This is a genomic window from Swaminathania salitolerans, from assembly GCF_007988945.1.
GTDB classification, from domain to species: Bacteria; Pseudomonadota; Alphaproteobacteria; order Acetobacterales; family Acetobacteraceae; genus Swaminathania; species Swaminathania salitolerans.
On sequence record NZ_BJVC01000003.1, the window covers coordinates 50,312 to 70,812 of the forward strand.

General features: G+C 63.2%; 17 protein-coding genes and 1 tRNA gene. 6 read left to right on the plus strand and 12 right to left on the minus strand.

Features of this window, described 5'->3' with window-relative positions:
• Positions 1–19: 19 nt before the first annotated feature.
• Positions 20–2,269 (plus strand): beta-glucosidase, encoded by a 2,250-nt coding sequence (locus SSA02_RS07485; RefSeq protein WP_147093458.1) that lies wholly within the window; start codon positions 20–22, stop codon positions 2,267–2,269.
• A 14-nt stretch (positions 2,270–2,283) separates the two neighbouring features.
• Entirely contained in the window at positions 2,284–3,663 is a 1,380-nt protein-coding gene (locus SSA02_RS07490) for a carbohydrate porin (RefSeq protein ID WP_186807718.1), read from the plus strand.
• Between the two features lie 180 nt (positions 3,664–3,843).
• On the opposite strand, the gene SSA02_RS07495 is transcribed toward SSA02_RS07490, so the two are convergent.
• The gene (locus tag SSA02_RS07495) at positions 3,844–4,272 is read right to left on the minus strand and encodes a DUF3597 domain-containing protein (protein WP_147093460.1); all 429 of its coding nucleotides are present in this window, start codon (positions 4,270–4,272) and stop codon (positions 3,844–3,846) included.
• A 435-nt stretch (positions 4,273–4,707) separates the two neighbouring features.
• On the opposite strand from SSA02_RS07495, the gene SSA02_RS07500 reads away from it, so the two are divergent.
• A complete protein-coding gene (locus SSA02_RS07500) occupies positions 4,708–5,544 on the plus strand; it encodes a sulfotransferase family protein (protein ID WP_147093461.1) in 837 nt (278 codons plus the stop codon).
• A 42-nt stretch (positions 5,545–5,586) separates the two neighbouring features.
• On the opposite strand, the gene SSA02_RS07505 is transcribed toward SSA02_RS07500, so the two are convergent.
• Together SSA02_RS07505 and rlmB are read right to left on the minus strand one after the other, a co-directional pair.
• On the minus strand, positions 5,587–6,588 hold the full coding sequence (locus tag SSA02_RS07505) for a zinc-binding alcohol dehydrogenase family protein (RefSeq protein WP_147093462.1): 1,002 nt from the start codon (positions 6,586–6,588) through the stop codon (positions 5,587–5,589).
• 124 nt (positions 6,589–6,712) lie between these two features.
• Positions 6,713–7,489 (minus strand): 23S rRNA (guanosine(2251)-2'-O)-methyltransferase RlmB, encoded by a 777-nt coding sequence (rlmB, locus tag SSA02_RS07510; protein ID WP_246103723.1) that lies wholly within the window; start codon positions 7,487–7,489, stop codon positions 6,713–6,715.
• Positions 7,490–7,584: 95 nt separating this feature from the next.
• On the opposite strand from rlmB, the gene SSA02_RS07515 reads away from it, so the two are divergent.
• A tRNA-Tyr gene (locus SSA02_RS07515) sits at positions 7,585–7,670 on the plus strand.
• 178 nt (positions 7,671–7,848) lie between these two features.
• On the opposite strand, the gene SSA02_RS07520 is transcribed toward SSA02_RS07515, so the two are convergent.
• The 5 genes from SSA02_RS07520 to glnK form a co-directional block, all read right to left on the minus strand.
• Positions 7,849–8,802 (minus strand): carbohydrate kinase family protein, encoded by a 954-nt coding sequence (locus SSA02_RS07520; protein WP_186807719.1) that lies wholly within the window; start codon positions 8,800–8,802, stop codon positions 7,849–7,851.
• A 190-nt stretch (positions 8,803–8,992) separates the two neighbouring features.
• Positions 8,993–9,682 (minus strand): transaldolase family protein, encoded by a 690-nt coding sequence (locus SSA02_RS07525; RefSeq protein WP_147093464.1) that lies wholly within the window; start codon positions 9,680–9,682, stop codon positions 8,993–8,995.
• Between the two features lie 271 nt (positions 9,683–9,953).
• Positions 9,954–10,457, minus strand: a complete 504-nt coding sequence (locus SSA02_RS07530; protein WP_147093465.1) for a hypothetical protein — start codon at positions 10,455–10,457, stop codon at positions 9,954–9,956.
• Between the two features lie 31 nt (positions 10,458–10,488).
• Positions 10,489–11,841: an ammonium transporter gene (locus SSA02_RS07535; protein WP_147093466.1), complete on the minus strand. Its 1,353-nt coding sequence runs from the start codon at positions 11,839–11,841 to the stop codon at positions 10,489–10,491.
• Positions 11,838–12,176 (minus strand): P-II family nitrogen regulator, encoded by a 339-nt coding sequence (glnK, locus tag SSA02_RS07540; RefSeq protein ID WP_147093467.1) that lies wholly within the window; start codon positions 12,174–12,176, stop codon positions 11,838–11,840. The genes SSA02_RS07535 and glnK overlap by 4 nt, the downstream gene beginning before the upstream one ends.
• Before the next feature lie 176 nt (positions 12,177–12,352).
• On the opposite strand from glnK, the gene SSA02_RS07545 reads away from it, so the two are divergent.
• Together SSA02_RS07545 and cysE are read left to right on the plus strand one after the other, a co-directional pair.
• On the plus strand, positions 12,353–13,567 hold the full coding sequence (locus SSA02_RS07545) for a UbiH/UbiF/VisC/COQ6 family ubiquinone biosynthesis hydroxylase (RefSeq protein ID WP_147093468.1): 1,215 nt from the start codon (positions 12,353–12,355) through the stop codon (positions 13,565–13,567).
• On the plus strand, positions 13,564–14,364 hold the full coding sequence (cysE, locus tag SSA02_RS07550; RefSeq protein ID WP_147093469.1) for a serine O-acetyltransferase: 801 nt from the start codon (positions 13,564–13,566) through the stop codon (positions 14,362–14,364). Before SSA02_RS07545 ends, cysE begins: the two co-directional genes overlap by 4 nt.
• A 79-nt stretch (positions 14,365–14,443) precedes the next feature.
• Here the strand turns inward: cysE and SSA02_RS07555 are convergent, their stop codons facing one another.
• From SSA02_RS07555 to ribB, 4 genes are all read right to left on the minus strand, one after another.
• Positions 14,444–15,961 carry a carbohydrate porin gene (locus tag SSA02_RS07555; RefSeq protein WP_246103767.1) on the minus strand — a complete coding sequence of 506 codons (1,518 nt, stop codon included), beginning with the start codon at positions 15,959–15,961 and terminating at the stop codon, positions 14,444–14,446.
• Between the two features lie 65 nt (positions 15,962–16,026).
• Positions 16,027–18,621 carry an MMPL family transporter gene (locus SSA02_RS07560; RefSeq protein ID WP_147093470.1) on the minus strand — a complete coding sequence of 865 codons (2,595 nt, stop codon included), beginning with the start codon at positions 18,619–18,621 and terminating at the stop codon, positions 16,027–16,029.
• Between the two features lie 119 nt (positions 18,622–18,740).
• A complete protein-coding gene (gene ribH / locus SSA02_RS07565; RefSeq protein WP_147093471.1) occupies positions 18,741–19,214 on the minus strand; it encodes a 6,7-dimethyl-8-ribityllumazine synthase in 474 nt (157 codons plus the stop codon).
• Positions 19,211–20,500 (minus strand): 3,4-dihydroxy-2-butanone-4-phosphate synthase, encoded by a 1,290-nt coding sequence (gene ribB, locus SSA02_RS07570; protein ID WP_147093684.1) that lies wholly within the window; start codon positions 20,498–20,500, stop codon positions 19,211–19,213. The genes ribH and ribB overlap by 4 nt, the downstream gene beginning before the upstream one ends.
• Position 20,501 lies beyond the last annotated feature (1 nt).

The window sequence follows — 20,501 nt, forward strand, 5'->3', positions numbered from 1 at the left end:
CAGCATCAGGAGACGCATCATGGCATTCCTCCGCCTCACCGCACGCCGTCAGGCCACGCTCGCAACATGCCTCAGTGCCCTGCTTTCGGTCGCTTCACTCTCATCCTCGCACGCTGTCGCGGCCCCCGTCTGGCAGGATCCCGACCAGACTCCCGAAGCCCGGACGAACGCGCTCCTCAAGGCCATGACCCAGAAGGAGAAGCTTGCCCTCGTCACGAGCGCCCTCGCGCTGAAGCTCAAATCGAACAGGAAGCCCGAAGGCGCGATCGGATCGGCTGCCTATGTGCCGCCCATTCCCCGCCTCGGCATCCCGGCCTTGCAGATCAGCGATGCAGGTCTCGGTGTCACGAACCCCCTCGACACGCGGCCCGGCGACGGCGCAACGTCCCTGCCCTCCGGACAGGCGCTCTCCGGCTCGTTCGACGAGACGCTTGCTCGCGAGGCGGGCGCCATGATCGGCACCGAGGCACGCCATCGCGGTTTCAATGTCCTGCTCGCAGGAGGAATGAACCTGGTGCGCGATCCCCGGGGCGGGCGCAATTTCGAGTATCTCGGAGAAGATCCGATTCTCTCCGGTCAGATCGCAGCGGCCACCGTCGACGGCGTGCAGAGCCGCCATGTCATTTCGACGGTCAAGCATTACGCGCTGAACGCCTACGAGACCGGACGCATGAGAAGCAGTGCCGATATCGCCATTCCGGCCCTGCAGGAATCGGATCTTCTCGCTTTTCGTATCGCCGTCGAGCGCGGTCATCCCGGCAGCATCATGTGCGCCTATAACAAGGTGAACGGCGATTATGCCTGCGAGAGCGCCTATCTTCTGGACAAGGTGCTGCGCAAGGAATGGGGCTATGACGGCTTCGTCATGAGCGATTGGGGCGCGGTGCATGACGGCGCGAAAGCCGCGCATGCGGGCCTCGATCAGGATTCTGCCGTCGTGCTCGATGCGAAGGCGGGATTTGTCGACGCCGTCCGTCGCGACGCGGAGACGACATCGGGCGCGAAACGCCTCGATGAGAAACTGCGCCACATTCTCGCACCCATGTTCGCGAACGGTCTGTTCGACGATCATGCCAGACCCACTGAAACGCCGGACGATATCGCCGCGCACAGGGATGTCGCACGCCGGGTCGAGGAAGAAGGCGCCGTGCTGCTCAGGAACGTGCGGGATACGCTCCCTCTTTCCACCCATGACGCTCATATCCTGATCATCGGCGGCCATGCCGACAAGGGCGTCATCGCCGGTGGAGGCAGTTCGGCGGTCCTGCCCCGCGGTGGCAACGCCGTACCCGATCCGGTTCCGGCAAGCCTCCTGAACATGCCTCATCCGACCATCTACGATCCCGATGCGCCCGTCGATGCTCTCAGAGCCGCACTCCCCAATGCCAGGATCGAGTATATCGACGGTTCGGATGCACAGAAGGCAGCAACTCTGGCGAAGAAGGCCGATGCCGTCGTCATCTTCGCGACGAAATGGCAGGGGGAAACGCTCGACGCGGCCGACCTCTCGCTCGACCCCGCAACCGACGCGCTGATCGGGCGGGTTGCCGATGCGAACGATCATGTGACCGTAGTGCTCGAGACCGGGAACCCCGTGACGATGCCCTGGCTGAGCAAGGTCGGTGCCGTTCTGGAGGCCTGGTATCCGGGATCCGCGGGCGGAAAGGCCATTGCCAACCTGCTGACGGGAAAAGCCAATCCCTCCGGCCGGACCACGACCACCTGGCCGCGCAGCCTGAAGGATCTGCCTCGCCCGGTCATCCCGGGGGCCGGCCATCACACAGGGGTCATGAGCGATGACGAAAGTCCGATCCCCTTCCTCAGGAACATCGATTTCAACATCGAAGGCGCCGATGTCGGCTATCGCTGGTTTGCCAGACAGTCTCTCGCCACGGCTTTCCCCTTCGGCTTCGGTCTGAGCTACACGTCCTTCGCACATGACGCCATATCGGTTTCCCGGAAGGGCAAGGATCTGGTGGCAAAGGTCACATTGAGGAACACCGGCAATCGCCCCGGCGACGATATCGTGCAGATCTACGCCGAAGGGCCCGATCACAGCCCGCTGCGTCTGGCCGGATACACGCGTGTTCCCCTGTCTGCAGGCGAACAGAAAACGGTCGAGGTCACACTCTCGCCCTATGCCGTCTCGCGCTTCGATGATGCCCGTTCCGCATGGAAGCGCATCCCCGGACAATATCGTTTCATCTTCGCCCACAACGCAGAAGAGCGGAACGGTCCGGCCAGCACCGTCCAGATCGAAGCACGCTGAGGAGGCCCCCCGTCATGTCAACCCGACAGACCCTGCGCGTGCGTTCGACGCGCTTTTGTCTCGGCTGCGCAATTCTCGGCGCGTCGCTCCCTCTCGTCAGCGCACCGGCCATGGCCCAGGAGGAGAACTACTCCAACCTCCCTTCTCTGGCCGAACAGAGAACCACCGTCCACCCGTCACATGACTGTCATGACTATGACAGTCTCATCACCAGAGGGTCCGAAGCGCCGATCATCACCACCTGCGATACGCTCGTCCCCGATCAGTTCGGAGCGCGGGACTGGCTTGCGGATCGCGGATTGCTGTTCGAAGGCTATTACACGTTCGGAGAAATCTACGATGTGCTCGGCCATCAGGCCCAGCCGCAGGCCTATAACGGTCAAAGCCCCAATTTCTCGGGAAATCTGTGGCTGAACATGACCTACGACATGGCGCGTATAGGCATGAACAAGGGTTCGCAGCTGACGCTTTCGATGAATAGCTGGCAGTCTGCCTATCCTGGCGCCGGTATCCGGGCGACCGCGCTCAGCCAGGCGACCATCCTGCAGACCTTTTTCAACGGGCGCGTAACCGCCCAGTACGGATATTACGGTCTTCTGGGGCAGTTCTACGGCCTTTATCTCGGCACGAGCACCGCATCCAGCGCTCTGGGGCCGCTGAGCATCATCCCCAACCAGGTCGGTATGTCGATGTATATCCCGACCCCTGGCATCGATATACGCATGTATGCGCACGACCGGCGCTTCTACAACCATTTCGGTTTCGCACGCAGTCAGAGCCCGCAAGGTTTCGGGGCCGATTCGAGAGCCAATCCGTCCGGCGTCAATTTCAAGGTCAATGGCGCGCGTCCGATCTATGTGGACGAGATCGGATTCCGTCAGAAGCCGGGCAAGGACAAATCCATGACATGGTTCCGCGCTGGCGGGATCTATAACAGTTCTTCGTATTACAACTACCGGACCAATCGTTACGATCGCTCGAACTGGGCTTTCTACGTGGTCTTCGACCGGCAGTTGCTCAAGACCAATGCGGAGATACCCTATCTCGGCTGGTATATCGATCTGAAGACCGATCACGCAGCGAGGGAGAAGAACGTCTTCACGGACGACTATGCCGCGACCCTCTATGCACTGGGTCCGTTTCCCAGCCGCAAGAAGGACATGCTCTCCATCGGCTTCACCTACAACAAGATCGGATCCGCTGCACAGCAGCGTCTGCAAAGGCTTTCACCCCGTAAATTCGACCATAGTACGACGACCTCTGTCGCCTATGCTGCCCATCTTCGCCACGGGATCTATTTCGTGAGCACGACGAGCTACACGACGCAGCCGGTGGCTTCGAGATTCCACGACGATGCGCTCACGCTGCAGGGACGTTTCACTCTGTCTTTCTAGGCGTCTTCACGGCGATCGTTTTTGTAACGGTCGTTTTTGTAACGGCCGTTTTCGCATCGATGTCTGCGCGATCTGACGGCTACAGGAGAGGATCGCCCTCTTCCGTAGCCGTTCTCCGCCTGTATGGGCAACCGGATGCTTCCGGTTCCGACAGCCGGGAGACTGACTCAGCGCAACGGTTCAGTGACGCAGATCCTCGGGGACCTTGCCGCCGTTTTCCGCCAGCTTCTGCATGACCTGACGGATCAGCCATACATTCATCGTCGCGGTGTCATCGGTGCTTTCGGTATAGTGCAGTTCCTGCGCCAGATGCTTGCGTGCGTCGAGGGAGCTGTCCATGTCGAGCAGCTTGAGCAGATCGACGATAGAGGTGCGCCAGTTCAGGGTCTGTCCCTTCCCGGACGCAAGACGCGTCAGCACCGCCTCGACATCGACCGGAGCGCCCGGCGCCGTCGGGGGTGCGGCATTCGTCGCGCCGCCCGAAGCGGAGGTCGCGCCGGATGGCGTAGCCCCGGAAGACGCGGCTCCTGCCGAGCCCGTCGATCCGCTCGCAGGGGCGGCATCGGCGTGACCGAAGATCTTCGACATGATTGTGCTGAAAATACCCATGACATATCCTTTGCATCGACCGTCCGGCATCCGGGGAGGCATATGCTCTCCGGGCTTCGCGGGCGGTGTTCTCTACTCCGGTCGTCCCGGAACAGGGTGCTCCGGGTCCGATGTCCCCGGAAGCCCCGGGGACCTTGAGGACCTCGCGCAGAAAAACGCAGCGCCCCCGCTTTCGTTGCCTCATCCGCGATGCTCGACGCTGCGCCCCATCATCCAGGTCTGGACCCGAAAGGATATTTCAGGGAGTAATAATATGTGAGACGTTGCTGTAATGTCACATATATGAGCGTTATCGAAGTAAAAACTCCCGAAATTTCGGAACACACCTGCAGATATGTTGCATAATTGTTTCGTATCTGCGGCACACAAGCCAGATTGCCAAGGCTCTTTCCGAACGGTAGCCGCATCGTCTTCAGGGAGAGATCGAATACCGTCATGACTGCGCATTCCCGTGTCCATTTCGTTTCCGGCCTGCCACGATCGGGCTCGACACTTCTCAATGCGCTTCTCTCGCAAAATCCCGGTCTGCGGGTCTCGGGGCGCTCCTCTCCGATCGCGCCCATGATCCTCACTCTGACATCCGTGATGACGGAGAGCGAATACCGGCACGATTTCCCTCCGGCGCGACGCGACCGGATCCTCACGCAGATTGTCGACGGATATTTCGGCGTCTCTCCGACCGATTCCCGGCGCCCGGTCCTGATCGACACGCACAGGGACTGGTGTGCGCGCCTGAACCTGATCGAGGCGCTGTTTCCCTCCGCGCGGATCGTCTGCTGCGTGCGTGACCCGGTCTGGATTCTGGACTCGCTCGAACGTCTGATCATACGGGACCCGCTTCTTTCGTCCCGCATCGTGCCCGTCGGACACAGAGCGACGCAGCATGGCAGGCTCGAGCATCTCCTCTCCCCGGACGGCGTGTTTGGCTATGCGTGGCGCGTTCTGACGGAGGCCTTTCATGGCCCCTTTGCCGATCGTCTCATTCTCGTGGATTACGAATATCTTGCGCGCTATCCCGGTGATGTGCTGCGCCGTCTCGAACGTCTTCTCGATCTGCCGCGTCACGATTACGACACCGACAATCTGACGCAGATGGACGCGCATGCCTACGATACCGCCTTGGCGACACCGGGGTTGCATGTCGTGCGCCCGCAGATCCGCTTCGAGCCGAGGCGAACGATCCTCCCGCCAGCCACCGTGGATCGCCTCCAGGGAGGAATGTTCTGGCGCACTCCCGATGCCGTGGCGCGAGGCGCCGAAATTCTCGCCTGAAGCAGGGCCCGAGCGGAAGGCCGGGGGGTGGGGCGGGAAATGTCAGTCGAGGAGAACGACCGTCTTGCCGATGCTTCGCCCTGTCTCGCTGTCGCGATGAAGCTGCGCCATCGTCGCCGCATCGAACCGCGTCACGCGGCGGGTTTCGGTCGGCACGATGTCGCCCGACTGGACCAGAAGCGAGATCTGCTCGAGAATATCGTGCTGTCTGTCCATATCCCAGGTGCCGAACAGCGAGCGGGTGAACATGAACTCCCATGAGAGCGTGGCGCTCTTGCGCTTGAAAGGCAGGATATCGAACGTCTCCGGATCGTCGATCAGACACAGATGTCCCTGGGGCGCGAGACTCTCCGCATAGGCTGCCGCATGACGATCGCTGGCGGTCAGGGATGCGATATGGGTCGCCCGATCCAGCCCCAGCTCCCGGAGCTGCGCCATCATGTCGCGACGATGATCGATGACATGATGTGCGCCCATCTCGCGGATCCAGGCTTCGCTCTGCGGACGCGATGCCGTAGCAACCACCGTAAGCGCGGTCAGCTTGCGTGCGAGCTGGACAAGAATGGACCCGACCCCGCCGGCAGCCCCGACCACGAGTAGCGTACCCGTATCGCCCGATGCGATCCGCATCCGGTCGAACAGCATTTCCCATGCCGTGACACCGGTGAGAGGCAACGACGCCGCCTGCCCCCAGTCGAGCCGCGCGGGCATGTGGCCGACAAGGCGCTCGTCGACGTTCTGAAGCTCGGCATTGCTGCCCTGGGACATCAGGGCTCCGGCGTAATACACTTTGTCGCCCGGGCGGAACCGGGCGACATCCGCGCCGACCGCCTCGACGATCCCGGCGGCATCCCAGCCGGGAACACGCCACTCATCCCCCGGCAAGGGGCCTGTCCGGCTCCGTATCTTGGTATCGACCGGATTGAGGGAAACCGCCCGGACCCGGACGCGGATCTGGCGTCCCCGGGGCGGTGCGGGATCGGGTATCTCGATATCCTGCAAAACGCCGGCATCGCCGGGCGCGGCATATCCAACGGCTTTCATCGGGCGACCCTCCCTCTGTGCATATCTCCCGTGCGCATCCCGTGCGCGCATGAGACAGAAAAGCCTAGCACGGTCTCGACGCAAGGCGGGAGAGAAGAGACGAAGAGGTGCTCCCGAACGCGGCTCAGCCTGCGCGCACGAGTTCGTAGAGCGCGACTGCCGCCGCGTTGGACACGTTCAGACTCTCCATGGAGCCGGGCATGAAGACGCTCGCGATCTCGTCGCAGCTCTCCCGGGTGAGGCGACGCAGGCCCGCGCCCTCCGCCCCGAGCACCAGCGCAACGCGTCGGCCGCGAAACGCAGCGCCATCGAGACGTGTGCCCCCGGCATCCAGCCCGACGGTCCACAGACCGGCATTCTGCAGCTGGGCGATGATGCGCGACAGATTCACCTCGCGCAGGACCGGGACGCTGTCGAGCGCGCCGGACGCGGCCTTCGCCAGAGCACCGCCTTCCTGCGGCGTGTTTCTGTCCTGGACGACGAGAGCGGCAGCGCCGAAAGCGGCGGCAGAACGCAGGATGGCACCGATATTGCGCGGGTCCGTCACCTGATCGAGAATCAGGATCGGCCCCTCGCGCTGCTCCAGTATCTCGTCGAGGAAGGGGGCTGTCAGGGGCTCGACCCGCAGAAGAACGCCCTGATGGACCGCATCCCGTTCGCAAAGCTGATCGAGACGCTGACGCTCGACGATATTCGGCGTGATACGAACCGGCACCTGCTTCGCTTCGAGGGCGGCAAGGCCCTCTTTCGTGACCAGAAGCTCATGCAGGTGACGCCGGTCGTTGCGCAGGGCCGCCTCTACGGCATGGAGCCCGTACATCCAGTATCCATGGGCAGCTTCACGCCCTGCTGCTGAGCGGGCGGTGCGGGAAGACGGAGAGCGGAAAGGACGTTTCGACATGCAGGCTCTTCTAGAGGAACGCCCTCGTCTTGCAACAAAAATGAAGAAAGCCCGTTGACACCGCAGCCGATCCACCATAATTCCCGTGCCGACCCGGAGAGATGCCCGAGTGGCTAAAGGGGGCGGACTGTAAATCCGCTGGCGTGCGCCTACGTTGGTTCGAATCCAACTCTCTCCACCAGGTCACCTTCGAAAAATCCGACAGAGTCCAGATGTGACGACGGCTCATGGCCGCATCGCGCACGTCGTGCATCCGGTGTGATGACAGACATCCGCCCGCACGGTCGATGTTCGTGACGCGCACTCCACCGACAGGAGACGCCCCTGCACGGGAGCGCCCTCTGTCGGGCTGAACGGTCTCAGAACCTGAGCGAGCCGAAACCGGGAAGTTCTTTCCGCCACGGGGCATTCGCGCCGCGGCGCGCGCAGGTCGCGCTTGCAACCATCTGCCCGCATGACAGAACGCTTGCGATCGCATCTCCCGACGGATCGCCCAGCGTTTCCGGCGAGAGAAGATCGCGGTCATGCAGCCCGGCCAGGAATCCGGCCGTGAAACTGTCGCCCGCGCCGACGGTATCGACCACTTCGGTCGGTATGGCATCGGCATGACCCCGTGCGACACGGCTCCATCCGCTGACGCCGTCCTTGCCCTGGGTGATCACCACGAAGCGGGCGCGGCCTTGCAGCCAGGCCGCAGCCGCAGAATCGTGCGATACGCCCGGCTTGAGCCATTCGAGATCGGCGCCGCTGATCTTGATGATATCGGCCTGGCTCAGAAGACTGTCGAGGCGCGCGCGATAGGCGGTTTCGTCCCGGATATGGCTCGCGCGGATATTCGGATCGATACTGACCAGTCTCCTCCCGCCGGCCTCTCTCAGAAACAGGGTTTCATAGGCAGACGCGGCCGGCTCTCTCGCGAGGGCGATAGAACCGAAATGGAGCAGCCCGACCGGCGCAAGAGCGTCGTCATCGGGAATCCCGGTGCATATCCTGTCGGCAGCACCCGTATCGTAGAATGCGTAAGCCGGTTCCGTCCGGTCGAGGCTGACGAAACCCAGCGTGGACGGGGCATCCAGACGCTCGAGAAAGCGGGTGCCCACCTGACTTTGCGCCAATCCCTCCATGAACTGATCGCCGAACATGTCCGTGGAAAGCGCCAGACCGAACTCGGCCGGAATGTCGAGACGACCGAGGGCGCGCGCCACGTTATAGGGCGACCCACCGAGGCAGGGTCGATACCCTCCCTCTCCCTCCGTAGCGGCAGGGATGAAATCGATGACAGCCTCACCGAGGGAGAGAATACTGGCTCTCATGACGGAACTTCCTTGTTGGGACAGGCTATGTTTCTGCGCGTTCCGCATAACCGGAACGGGCAAAAAGCAGAACGAAAGGCAGACCGCTGACGCCCCGCAGACAGGGTATCATGGCAGACGGTGCATCATGGCAGACCGCAAACCGCTGCAGAAGGAATGGTGGAGGAAACACAGTTCCCGGACGAGGCGTTCAGAGGCCTGCGGCCATCCGCTCGAAGGTGGCGGCTGCCTCTACGGTCTGGGGATCGGCGAAAAGCTGTTCGGCCACGGCGGGGCTGAACGTGAACGTATCGCACCCGGCTGCGCAAAGGGCCGCGAGGTCGTCTGCCTGACGCAGGCTCGCCACAAGGAGACGCGTCCGGTCTCCCGCGTGACGCAGCACCGCGCGCATCGCATCGATCGTCGCGAAGGCATCCCGCCCGCTATCGCCGATCCGGCCGAAATAGGGCGCGACATAATCGGAACCGGCAGCGGCGGCGGTCACGGCCTGATGCACCGCATAGACCGCAGTAAGGGTCGTGCGCACCCCATGGGCATGGAGCCTCGCCACAGCCCGGATGCCGTTCTCTGTGATCGGGACTTTCACGACCATACGCGGGTCGATCGCCGCCAGGGCTAGCCCCGTCTCGATGAGGGCGTCCGTTTCGGTGCCCCAGCACTGGGCCTGGATTTCGGCAACCGGATAATCGAGACAGCGCCGCAAAAGCGGCGTGAGCGTCTCGATGGTGCAGGAGAGACCGGACCGCGCGAGGATGGTCGGGTTCGTGGTGACGCCATGGAACAATCCGGTAGGCAGCCAGCGCGACCAGGCATCCCGATCCGCCGTATCCAGAAACAGGCGCAGGCCGGTTGCAGAAACAGGACAAGCACGAGGGGCCATGATGTTCTCCCGGGTCATCGAACGATCGGCAATGTCGATCAGGACCGGAAGACTGGCAAAATCCGTACCCGAACGGAAAACACAACTTCGTTGATACCGGGACGACCGCCGAAGACGCACGCACCCCGGAACGCATGGTCGCTACGCACGAAAAAACCCGTCCGCCTCATGGCGAACGGGCCGATCTCGTCACGCTCCGACAGAACTCCCTCAGGGAAAGAAGCCTTCCGACCGGAGCCAACTGGTTGGAGCCTGCCAACCAGGATGCGGATTATTTCAGCTTGGCATTACATTGCGAATAATAGCCGCCGCCCTTCTGGATCCACTTCAATCCGCCATTTCCGCCCGTGCTCTGATTGGCATGATACTGGTCAAGACAGGTTTTCATCCGGGCCTTGCCGGGGGACAGCTTGGCATATTCGGCTGAAAGCGCTGTCGGAAAGACAACGTTGCCCGTGGCGGTGGTCGAGGGCTTCGAGGCGATACCGGCACCGGGCGCGGCAGGCGCTTCATGGGTCACCGGGCGGTCGTTTGCCGCCTGACGCTCGGCAGGCTGCATGGCCTCCTTCGCCTTGCCGGCGCTCACGTCACCGCATTCGGCCGCCTTGAACGCCTTGTAGGACTGGCCGTTCAGTGTTCCGGACTTTTTCGCGTCCTGGAACTTCGCATGACACGCCTTTGCAGAGAGCGCCATGGCCGATGGGGCGACGGTCGCCCCCCCGCAGAGAAGGAGAGCCGCGGCGATACCGCGGCGACAAGATGATTTCGACGCCATGTGAGATCCCTCACTCCTGCCGGTTTGCGGATCAGTTGATCCGTTCGCCATGAAGAACCATGTCGAGCCCCTCGAGTTCCTCATCACGCGTCACGCGCAGACCCATCGTCAGATCGATGGCCTTGAGAATCAGATAGGTGAACACGACGCACCAGACGATCGTCACACCGACCGCTTCCGCCTGGCGGACGAGCTGGCCGAAGGAGCCGACCACGCCCTCGGGATTGGCATCGGTGGCGGAAAGCGGCCCATAGGCGAACACACCGGTCAGAAGTGCGCCGACGATCCCGCCCGTTCCATGCACGCCAAACGCGTCGAGACTGTCGTCATAACCGAGACGCGGCTTGAGAATGGCGGATGCCCAGAAACAGACCACGCCCGCAACCAGCCCGATGATCAGCCCCGGACCGGGAAGGACGAAACCGGCGGCCGGGGTGATGGCCACGAGCCCGGCAACGGCACCGGAGATGATTCCGAGCGCCGTCGGCTTGCGGGAGTGGATCCATTCGGCGGCCATCCAGGCGAGCCCGCCACCGGCAGTCGCGACCTGGGTCACGAGCATGGCCATGCCCGCGCGCCCGTTGGCGCCGCCCGCCGATCCGGCGTTGAAGCCGAACCAGCCGACCCAGAGAAGCGAGGCACCGATAATGGCATAGGTCAGGTTGTAGGGCGAGAAATCATCATGGCCGAGACCGCGACGCTTGCCCAGAACGAGTGCCGCGACCAGACCGGCGATACCGGAATTGATGTGAACGACCGTACCGCCAGCGAAGTCGACCGCGCCGATTCCGGCCACCCAGCCGAGAGGGCTCCAGACCCAATGGGCGACGGGCGCATAGACGAGGAGCGACCACAGCACCGTAAAAACGCACAGGGCGGAGAATTTCATGCGCTCGGCGAAGCTGCCCGCGATGAGCGCGGGCGTCAGGATCGCGAACGTCATCTGGAACATGACCCAGACGCTCTCGGGGATCGTCATCGCCACCGGATTGGCGGACCCGGCCCCCATGGTGAACGCCTGATCGACACCCTTGCTGATATGCTCGGCGACGCCGTTGAGCATGAAGCGCGACATGTCTCCGATCCAGGGCGTGCCCGTCCCGAATGCGAGACTGTATCCCACCACGAGCCAGACGATGCTGGCGATGCAGCAGATCGCAAAGGACTGGATCAGCGTGGCGAGGACGTTTTTCTTGCGCACCATCCCGGCATAGAACAGCCCGATACCCGGGATGGTCATCATCAGCACGAGGGTGGTGCTGATCAGCATCCACGATGTGTCGCCCGTATCGATGGGCGCCGGGGCGGGTGCCGGGGCAGCGAAGGCGGCGGCAGGCAGGACGGCGCCCGCCAGCAGGGGGACGACCCTGAAAAGACGGCTCATAGCGCGCTGTCTCCGGTCTCGCCCGTGCGGATCCGGATGACCCGGTCGATGGGCGAGACGAAGATCTTGCCGTCACCGATCTTGCCGGTGCGCGCCGCATTCAGGATGGCGTCCACGACCTCGTCGACAATGTCGTCCGTCACGGCAATCTCGATCTTCACCTTGGGCAGGAAGCTCACCTGATATTCCGCACCACGATAAATTTCCGTCTGTCCCTTCTGACGGCCGAAACCCTTGATCTCGGTCACCGTTAGTCCCTGCACGCCGAGCGGTGTCAGAGCCTCACGGACATCGTCCAGTTTGAACGGCTTGATGATCGCCGTAACGAGCTTCATTCTATTCCTCCCCGCCGCGACAGAACCCTGTTTTCACAGGCGGTCCCATCGATTCACATGAACGTAAATCGTGCCAGTTTCATAACGAGATTGGCAAGAGCAATAGCGCGGCATTCCCCATTTCCTTCCGCTGCTCTAGAAAAGGCAGCATCATGGTGCCGGGGGACTGAGAACACATGAGACAACTCGATATCTGCATCAATGGTGCCGGTCCGGTCGGTGCGACCCTTGCCTGTCGCCTCGCCACGGCAGGGCTGCGCGTGCTTCTGATCGATCATGCGCCCCTGCCGGGGATGGAGCATCCCTCTCTCGATGGCCGCGCCTATGCGATTGCCGAAGGGTCGCGGCGGATGCTCGAGGCCGCCGGTATCTGGAAGAATCTGCCAGGCCCTTCCCAGCCCATACGGAGCATCACCGTCACCGATGGCCGTCCCGGTCGCTCCGCCTCGCGCCCGGGCCTCCTTCTGGGGCAGGAGGATGCACCCGAAATCGACGGAGCGCCTTCCCCGCTCGGCTGGATGATCGAGGCCCGGAACCTGCGACTGGCCCTGAACCGGACCCTTGCGGCGCATGAGGGACGGCTCATCGTCGCAGCTCCCGATACGGCGCGTTTCTCCTTCCGTGACGATCACGTCCATATCGCGCGCGCCTCGGGGGCCACGCATGTCGCGCCGCTGGTCGTCGCGGCAGAGGGGCGCCGGAGCCCGCTACGCAAGCAGGCAGGCATCATGATCACGCGTCTGCCCTACAACCAGTGCGGTCTGATCAGCATCATCCATCACGAACGCCCCCATGAGGGGCGAGCCCTCGAGCATTTCCTGCCGGAAGGTCCCTTCGCCCGCCTGCCCCTGCCGGCGACAGATGCGCATCCGCACCGCTCGGCAATCGTCTGGGCGGAGGCAACGCGACGCGCCGAGCGTTTCCATGCCCTCGACGAGGCGGGATTCGCCCATGCCATCATGCAACGCCTCGGCGACGATGTCGGCGCCGCGACGCCGGTCGGGCGCCGCTGGATCTATCCGCTCTCCGCGCAATATGCCCAGCGCTACGTCGCGCCCCGTCTGGCTCTGGCCGGGGATTCGGCGCACGGACTGCATCCCATCGCCGGACAGGGGCTCAATGTCGGATTTCGCGACGTGGTCGCCCTGAGCGATCTGCTCGAGGCGCGTTTCGCCCAGGGCGGCGATCTCGGGGCTTCCGATCTGCTCATGCGCTATCAGCGTCGTGTACGCCCGGGAAATATGCTGATGATGGCAGCCTGTGACGGTCTGGAGCGTTTGTTCGGAAACGACAATCCGATCCTGCGAATGGGACGGGATTTCGGTCTCGACGCCATGAGCCGTCTCCCCGGTCTGAGACGCGCTTTCGTGCGAAAGGCGATGGGAGTATGACGACGACGCCGGATCTCGACGCTGTCTGGCAGGACATGCTGGTTCAGAGCGATGTCTGCTGCGACGTTCTCATCCAGGGCGTCTTCGCAACCGGCATCAGCGATCATCGCAGCTTCCAGGGCGCTCTGGCCGCCCTTCTGGGCACGAAACTCGCAGATCGCGCCATTTCCGCCCCCGTTCTCTCGGCGCTCGTCGCTTCCGCCCTGACGGAATGTCCCGGGATCGCGGAAGCGGCTGCCGAGGATATGATCGCGATCTTCGAGCGCGATGCGGCCTGCCCCGACTACGTGACGCCCTTCCTGTTCTTCAAGGGCTATCACGCGGTTCAGGCCTATCGTATCGCCCACTGGCTCTGGCGCAATGACCGGAAACATCTCGCGCGTCATCTCCAGAGTCTGGTCAGCGAGCGCTTCAATCTCGACATTCATCCCGCGGCAAGGCTGGGACGTCGGCTCGTCTTCGACCATGGAGGGGGCATCGTCATCGGAGAGACCTGCATCATCGAGGACGACGTCTCGCTCCTCCAGGGCGTTACGCTCGGCGGCACAGGAAAGGAGACGGGAGATCGTCACCCCAAGGTGCGACGCGGCGTGCTGGTAGGAACGGGCGCCATCGTTCTGGGCAATATCGAGCTCGGCGAAGGCGCGAAGATCGGCGCGGGATCGGTCGTTCTCGAGAGCGTGCCGGCCTATACGACGGTTGTCGGCAATCCCGCCCGACGCATCGGAACGCGACATACGAACATGCCCGCTCTTGGAATGGACCAGCGCCTGCCTCCGGTGGATTACATCATCTGATCGCCATCCGGCCGTTATCCGGTGGTCATCCGGGCACCGGACGAACGATCCGTCGCATCCCCCCGCCGGCGCGGTGCGATCAGAGAAACTCCACGTGGCTCTTGAAACCGAGAAGAACGGCGTCCCTCAGATTGCCCTGCCCGTTCGGGCGCATGAACAGCTCGGCCACCGGCTGGAACAGGACGCCGCGGAAGAGATGCACGCCGTAATTCAGTTCCATCACCACCGCATGACGCTGGATGCCGGTTGCCCGGTTGGGTAGAGCCTTGCCCTGGGCGCGCAGCAGCTCCTGGCTGCGCTGCACGCCCGGAGACATGGCCGTATAGCTGAACGCCAGGGCAAGCGTGTCATCGGGCCGCCCCCTGAACGTTCCGCGGCTGATCAGCCCTGCAAAGACCTGCCAGTTGCGCAGGGAAACGCGCTTGTCGTTATACAGAAATCCCCACAGACCGGTCAGGCCCGGGTCCTTGTTGTCAGGCCGGTGACGATAGGTCACGAATTTCTGATCCATGAGCACCCATGCATTATAGCTTGCCCGGTGCTGCCGCTGCGGCAGGCCTGTCAGGGCGTAGGGCCGCCCCGTGATGTCCTCGAAGGAATCGGGCTGGGGTGCGGTCGTGAGCGCGGCGCCGATCTTGTAATGACCCGCGAGCGTACCGCCGATCTTCGGCTCCCAGCCCATTTCGAGCGGCATGCGCACCCCGTTGATATAGGCGCTGTTGAATTTGAATCCCGTCCTGTTCATCGCATAGGAGAAGATACCCTCCTCGGTCAGATAGAGGCCGAACTGGATATAGGCGTGATGCAGTGGCCTGCCGCGCACGCGCGTCCCCCATACCCCGGCGGGAAATGTGGACGCATACCCTGTATCGGCGGCAGCCCTGGGACGCCCGCACATCGCGTTGTTCTGGAAGGTGCAATAAAGCGGGCTCGCGACGAAATCCGAGAGTTCTGCCATGCGACCCGCCGCAATCGCGAGCTTGCCGTCATAAAGCGTCTCTTCCCCGTACGCCATGACGAGATGGACGACCACATTGCCGCCCCCACCGTAGATTTCGGAGGAATGATTGAGCCAGTCGCCGAACATGCGATTGGCAGGGGTACCGTATCGGCCCGTGACCACCATATGGGTGGCAAAGCCCTTCACATGGGCGATGCGCTCCCAGTCCATGTTGAGCGAGACCGCATATTGCCCTGCATTGCTCGATCCCTGGCGATACTCGGGAAAGCCGCGGGTCGGCGGAGTCACGGCGCCGGTATATTCGTTGGTCGTGTCGAAAAGCAGGCCGATGCCGTGCCGCCTGAGCCAGTCGGTCAGACCGTAGGGATTGTAGAATATCGCCTTGGGCTGACCGAATTCCGGCACGGTCGTCGGACGCATCGGCCGGTCGGGAAACGGATCGTTGATCTGGTAGCTCGGCTCGGATCCGGTCTCTTCGTCGTCATCGTCGTTCGCCGCTGCCGGCTCGGACCAGACGAGGCCGGTTACGGAAGCGACGATCAGACCCCAGCGAAAGAAAGACCCCAGCACGACCACTCCGGACCGACCGATGACACGACCGCTCAGCCCTAGCATTGCGAGCCGCTCACCGGCCATGGGCGACACGCAACGCAGATCTGCACTTCACCAGACTATTTCCTGCCCGCCTGTTTCCAACCCGCCTATTCCTTGTCGATCGCCCGTTTCGGCAGCAGGGCCGGAATGAAAACGAGGGTCGCAATCAGCGTGCAGGCAAGAGACATCAGAAGCAGGCGCCCCATGCTCGCCGTCCCCGGATGCTCCGACGCGGCGAGGGAACCGAAGGCGGTGCCGGTGGTCAAAGCCGAGAACAGGACCGCACGCGCAGTGGGCGACGTCAGGGGTTTTTGGATACCGGCCCGCCAGTTCATGACGAAATAGATGTTGAACGACACCCCGACCCCGAGCAGGAGCGGCAAGGCGATGATATTCGCGAAATTGAGCGTCTCGGGCACGGTGACGATGAGAATGACCGTCAGGAGCGCCGACATCATCAGAGGCGCGAGAACCAGCGCCATGTCCTGCAGGCGGCGCAGCGCGATGAACAGGATGATGGCGATCATCACCAGAGCCGAGATCGCGGCGATCGAGAACGCGTTCACCATGGTGCGCGCGCTTTCCACAACCTCGAGCGCGGTACCCGCGACATTCTTGTCGACGGACTGCATCTGGTCGAGGAAGCGGTAGAGCACCTTGTTATCGGACATGCGTCCCTTGGGCATGATCTTGAGCAGGGCACGACCGTCCGGCAACAGATAATCGCGTGCGATCTCCTTCGGGATGGACCCGATCGTGACGGGAGTCGGCTGCAGCACGTCGCGAAGCTCGGAGAGCTGGGCAGGCAGGAAACGTGTCAGCGCCTCGTTGGCCGCAAGGATCTGCGCATCGGGCGCGGAGGAGAGCCGGGCCAGCGCCTTCTGGATCGTGCGGAGCGGCGAATCCGGGGCCGTCCGGTCGAGAACGCCGCCAAGCTTGGCCGCGGCCTGGGCGGCACTCTTGCGCAGTGCCTCCGCGTCCGGCGCGGGTTCGATCTCCTGCCCTACGATGGTCGGGAGGAGAATCGTGGCCGTATCGCGGATCATCGCGATTTTCTGATCCTGATCTTCCGGCACGAACATGCCGAGCCACATGACCGATTCCACACTCGGCAGCGCCTCGAACTGACGCACGCGTTCGGCGGCTATCGTGAGATTGGGGACGATCACCTCGCCGTCATAAGGCGAGGCGCGCGGGTCCTGTTCCAGAAGATGCAGGGCGCGCATGCCCTCGGTATTCGGATTCTTGGTGTGCAGCGGATCGGCATCGAAGGTCAGACGCGGGATCAGCGCGACACCGACGACCGCAAGAATGGCGAACACGGCAAGGATCGGCTTGCGATGATGCCTCAGGAAATGATCCGCCCCCGCCATGGAAGCGAAACCGGGCATTCCGCGGCTGAGTCTGGCCCGGAAAAGATGGAGAAGGGCCGGCAGGAGCGTCATCGTACAGACGAAGGCGATCAGCATCCCGATCCCTGCGATGAGACCGAGCTGGGCCACACCGACGAAGCTGGTCGGCACGAAGGCCAGAAACCCGGCTGCCGTGGCGAGCGAGGCCACGAGGATCTGATGCCCGGTCTCGCGTCCCGTTTCTGCCAGAGCCTGCGCAGTCGGCATTTCCTCGCCCGAGGGCAGACGCTGGCCGCGAAAACGCACGGAAAACTGGATTGCGAAATCGACGGCGATACCGACGAACAGAACGGCAAAGGCAACCGAGATCAGATTGAGCTTGCCTACCGCGATCGCCGCGAAGCCGGTGGTCAGCAAGAGGCCGATCACGAGCGTCACGAGAATGGGCACGATGACCCGCACCGAACGCACGGCAAGAACGAGCCAGCACGCCACGAGCACCAGAGAGGTCAGCAGACCGAACCCCATACCGTGGGCTACGGTCGCGAATTCCTCATCGCTCAGCTGGACCGGCCCGGTGATCATTCCGATCGCATTGCCGCTTCTGACGAAAGGCAGGGAGTCGATCGCGCGGCGCATGGCCGCGCTCGCCTCGCCTCCGGGCTGGAGGGAATCGAAATCCTGATGCGGCTGGGTCAGAACATACTGGTAATTCCCGGCGAGATCGCCCAGAGGGCCGGTCAGGAGGTTCTGCCAGGACAAATCCCGGGGGTGGCCATCCGCAGCCTGGGTCAGAGCCTGGGCGAAGCCCCTGAGCTCCGGCGTGAAACTCTCCGGAATGTCCTCACCGGCCGAGAGCCCGTCTCCCATGAGGCCCAGAGCCGAGAAGATGCCCCGTGCCGAAGGGTCGGCTGCAAGCGTTCCGAGAAAGGGCTGCGCGGCGACGATGGAATCGAGCAGCGAGGCGAGTGTCGGCTTGTCGAGATAGAGAAGCCCGTGATTCTGCAGGAAAGGCGAATCGTCCGGCAGGCGGACGCTCCGGAAGTTCCGGTGATCGCGGCTCAGGATCTTCGCGAGTGCCCGCGCGGTCTCCCGACCCTGTTCCGGCAGATCCGCCTTGATGATCGCAACCATCAGATCGTCGTTCTGCGGGAAGAGCCGGGTCAGCTCGGCATTGCGCTGCTTCCAAGGGAGACTGGAGGCGAACATCTCGTCGGTATTGGTGGTAACGCCGAGCTTCTGGGCGGTAAGATACAGGCTCCCACCCGTCAGAAGCGCAAAAAGGAGCACGACACCCCAGGCGCGTCTTGTACAGAGAGCGACGATACGACCGATTGAGCTTGCTAGCATTTGACTACGGATGACCCTGCCTCGGAACGACGCAAACGCGTCCTGATCCGGGCAGGTTTAGAACATTGTCACCCGATTGGGAAAGCGGAACCCGGCGCCCCGCTCCGGAGCGGAAACGCTCAGCCGCGCGTGTTCCTCAGAAAGGCGAGGGTTTCCACACAGGCGGCGGAGGCCTCGCGCCCCTTGTTGTGCACATCCTTGCGCGACCGGACCTGGGCCTGTTCGTCGGTATAGGTGGTGAGCACGCCGAACGAGATCGGTGTTTCGGTCGCGAGCTGCGCCTGCATGAGTCCGATGGTCGCGCCCAGGCTGATGAACTCGAAATGCGCGGTATCGCCCTTGATCACGCAGCCGAGACAGACGATCCCCTCGTAAACGCCGGTTTTCGCAAGGCTCTGCGCCATGAGCGGCAGCTCGAAGGCACCGGGCGCGTCGAAGACATCGACATCGCGGATCCCGTGTTCCCCGAGCCATTCCAGCGCGCCGTCGCGCAGCCCGTGGGTGACGTCGGTATTGAAGCGGCTGACCAGAAGCGCGAGTTTCGGCGAGGGCACCAGCGTCAGATCGGGGGCGACGGGGATCGATTTGCTCATGGGGTATCCTTGGGTTTGAGAAGGGACTCGACGAGTTCCGGCAAGACATCGCTGAGCTGATGGCCCATACGTGTGCGCTTGGCATGCAGATATGCCCGGTTGAACGGGTTGGATCCCGCTTCCAGCCGTTCCTGCCGCACGACATGCACGCCCGCATCCTCGAGACCGGAGACCTTGCTCGGATTATTGGTGAGAAGCGCCAGACGATCCACACCCAGCGATTGCAGGATGGCCGCAGCGCTTGCCCAGTCCCGTGCGTCGCCGGGCAGACCGAGCGCGAGATTGGCCTCGAGCGTATCCTTGCCGCGATCCTGGAGCGCATAGGCGCGTATCTTGTTGCCCAGCCCGATCCCCCGGCCTTCATGGCCGCGCATATAGACCAGCACGCCGCTCTCGGCTGCGGCGATCCGCTCGAGGGCCTCGCGGAGCTGGGGGCCGCAATCGCAACGCAGCGAGCCCAGCGCATCGCCCGTCACGCATTCGGAATGCAGACGGACCAGAGGGGTTCCCGTTGCGGGATCCCCCTTCACAAGGGCGACATGCTCGATTCCGTCAGGCGCGCGAAAGGCATGGATCCGCAAATCGTGCCCGCCATAGAGACTGGGCAGGGCCGCCTCGGCGATGCGTTCGACGGTCGGCTGGATCTCGGGGATGGCGGCAAGATCGACGACGGGCGCACGGCCATTGGCGCGGCACCATTCGGCGATCTCCGCAATCGTGACGAGAGGCATGTCGAAACGACGGCAGAACTGCCGCAAGGACGGCATACGGGCCATCGTACCGTCGTCATCCATCACCTCGCAGATCACCGCTGCCGGGGTGAGCCCTGCAAGACGCGCAAGATCGATCGACCCCTCGGTATGACCGTCGCGCGCAAGCGTGCCTTCGGGATGGGCACGCAGGGGAAAGATATGACCCGGCGTGCTGATCTCGTGCGGTTGCGCGTCGGGATGGGCGGCAATCCGGATCGTGCGGGCGCGGTCGGCTGCGGAGATTCCGGTCGTGATCCCCGTCGTCGCCTCGATGGAAAGGGTGAAGGCCGTCCCGCGCGGATCGTGTCCCCGGCGCGGCATCATGGGCAGATCGAGACGCGCGATCTGCTCCGGCTCGAGCGGCAGGCAGATAAGGCCGCGTCCGTAGGTCGCCATGAAATTGATCGCATCCGCGGTAGCAAATTGCGCGGCAATGACGATGTCGCCCTCGTTCTCGCGTCCTTCGTCATCCACCATCATCACCATGCGGCCTTCGCGCATGGCGGCGACAGCCCGCGCCAGCGAGGGCGTCATG

Bases quoted from the DNA above. Each gene is read 5' to 3' on its own strand.
- SSA02_RS07500 (WP_147093461.1), top strand. From the start codon at position 4,708: ATGACTGCGCATTCCCGTGTCCATTTCGTTTCCGGCCTGCCACGATCG.
- ribH (WP_147093471.1), bottom strand. From the start codon at position 19,214: ATGAGCAAATCGATCCCCGTCGCCCCCGATCTGACGCTGGTGCCCTCG.
- SSA02_RS07560 (WP_147093470.1), bottom strand. From the start codon at position 18,621: ATGCTAGCAAGCTCAATCGGTCGTATCGTCGCTCTCTGTACAAGACGC.
- SSA02_RS07495 (WP_147093460.1), bottom strand. From the start codon at position 4,272: ATGGGTATTTTCAGCACAATCATGTCGAAGATCTTCGGTCACGCCGAT.
- cysE (WP_147093469.1), top strand. From the start codon at position 13,564: ATGACGACGACGCCGGATCTCGACGCTGTCTGGCAGGACATGCTGGTT.
- SSA02_RS07525 (WP_147093464.1), bottom strand. From the start codon at position 9,682: ATGGCCCCTCGTGCTTGTCCTGTTTCTGCAACCGGCCTGCGCCTGTTT.
- SSA02_RS07530 (WP_147093465.1), bottom strand. From the start codon at position 10,457: ATGGCGTCGAAATCATCTTGTCGCCGCGGTATCGCCGCGGCTCTCCTT.
- SSA02_RS07505 (WP_147093462.1), bottom strand. From the start codon at position 6,588: ATGAAAGCCGTTGGATATGCCGCGCCCGGCGATGCCGGCGTTTTGCAG.
- SSA02_RS07555 (WP_246103767.1), bottom strand. From the start codon at position 15,961: ATGGCCGGTGAGCGGCTCGCAATGCTAGGGCTGAGCGGTCGTGTCATC.
- rlmB (WP_246103723.1), bottom strand. From the start codon at position 7,489: ATGTCGAAACGTCCTTTCCGCTCTCCGTCTTCCCGCACCGCCCGCTCA.
- SSA02_RS07490 (WP_186807718.1), top strand. From the start codon at position 2,284: ATGTCAACCCGACAGACCCTGCGCGTGCGTTCGACGCGCTTTTGTCTC.
- SSA02_RS07485 (WP_147093458.1), top strand. From the start codon at position 20: ATGGCATTCCTCCGCCTCACCGCACGCCGTCAGGCCACGCTCGCAACA.
- glnK (WP_147093467.1), bottom strand. From the start codon at position 12,176: ATGAAGCTCGTTACGGCGATCATCAAGCCGTTCAAACTGGACGATGTC.
- SSA02_RS07535 (WP_147093466.1), bottom strand. From the start codon at position 11,841: ATGAGCCGTCTTTTCAGGGTCGTCCCCCTGCTGGCGGGCGCCGTCCTG.
- ribB (WP_147093684.1), bottom strand. From the start codon at position 20,500: ATGACGCCCTCGCTGGCGCGGGCTGTCGCCGCCATGCGCGAAGGCCGC.
- SSA02_RS07545 (WP_147093468.1), top strand. From the start codon at position 12,353: ATGAGACAACTCGATATCTGCATCAATGGTGCCGGTCCGGTCGGTGCG.
- SSA02_RS07520 (WP_186807719.1), bottom strand. From the start codon at position 8,802: ATGAGAGCCAGTATTCTCTCCCTCGGTGAGGCTGTCATCGATTTCATC.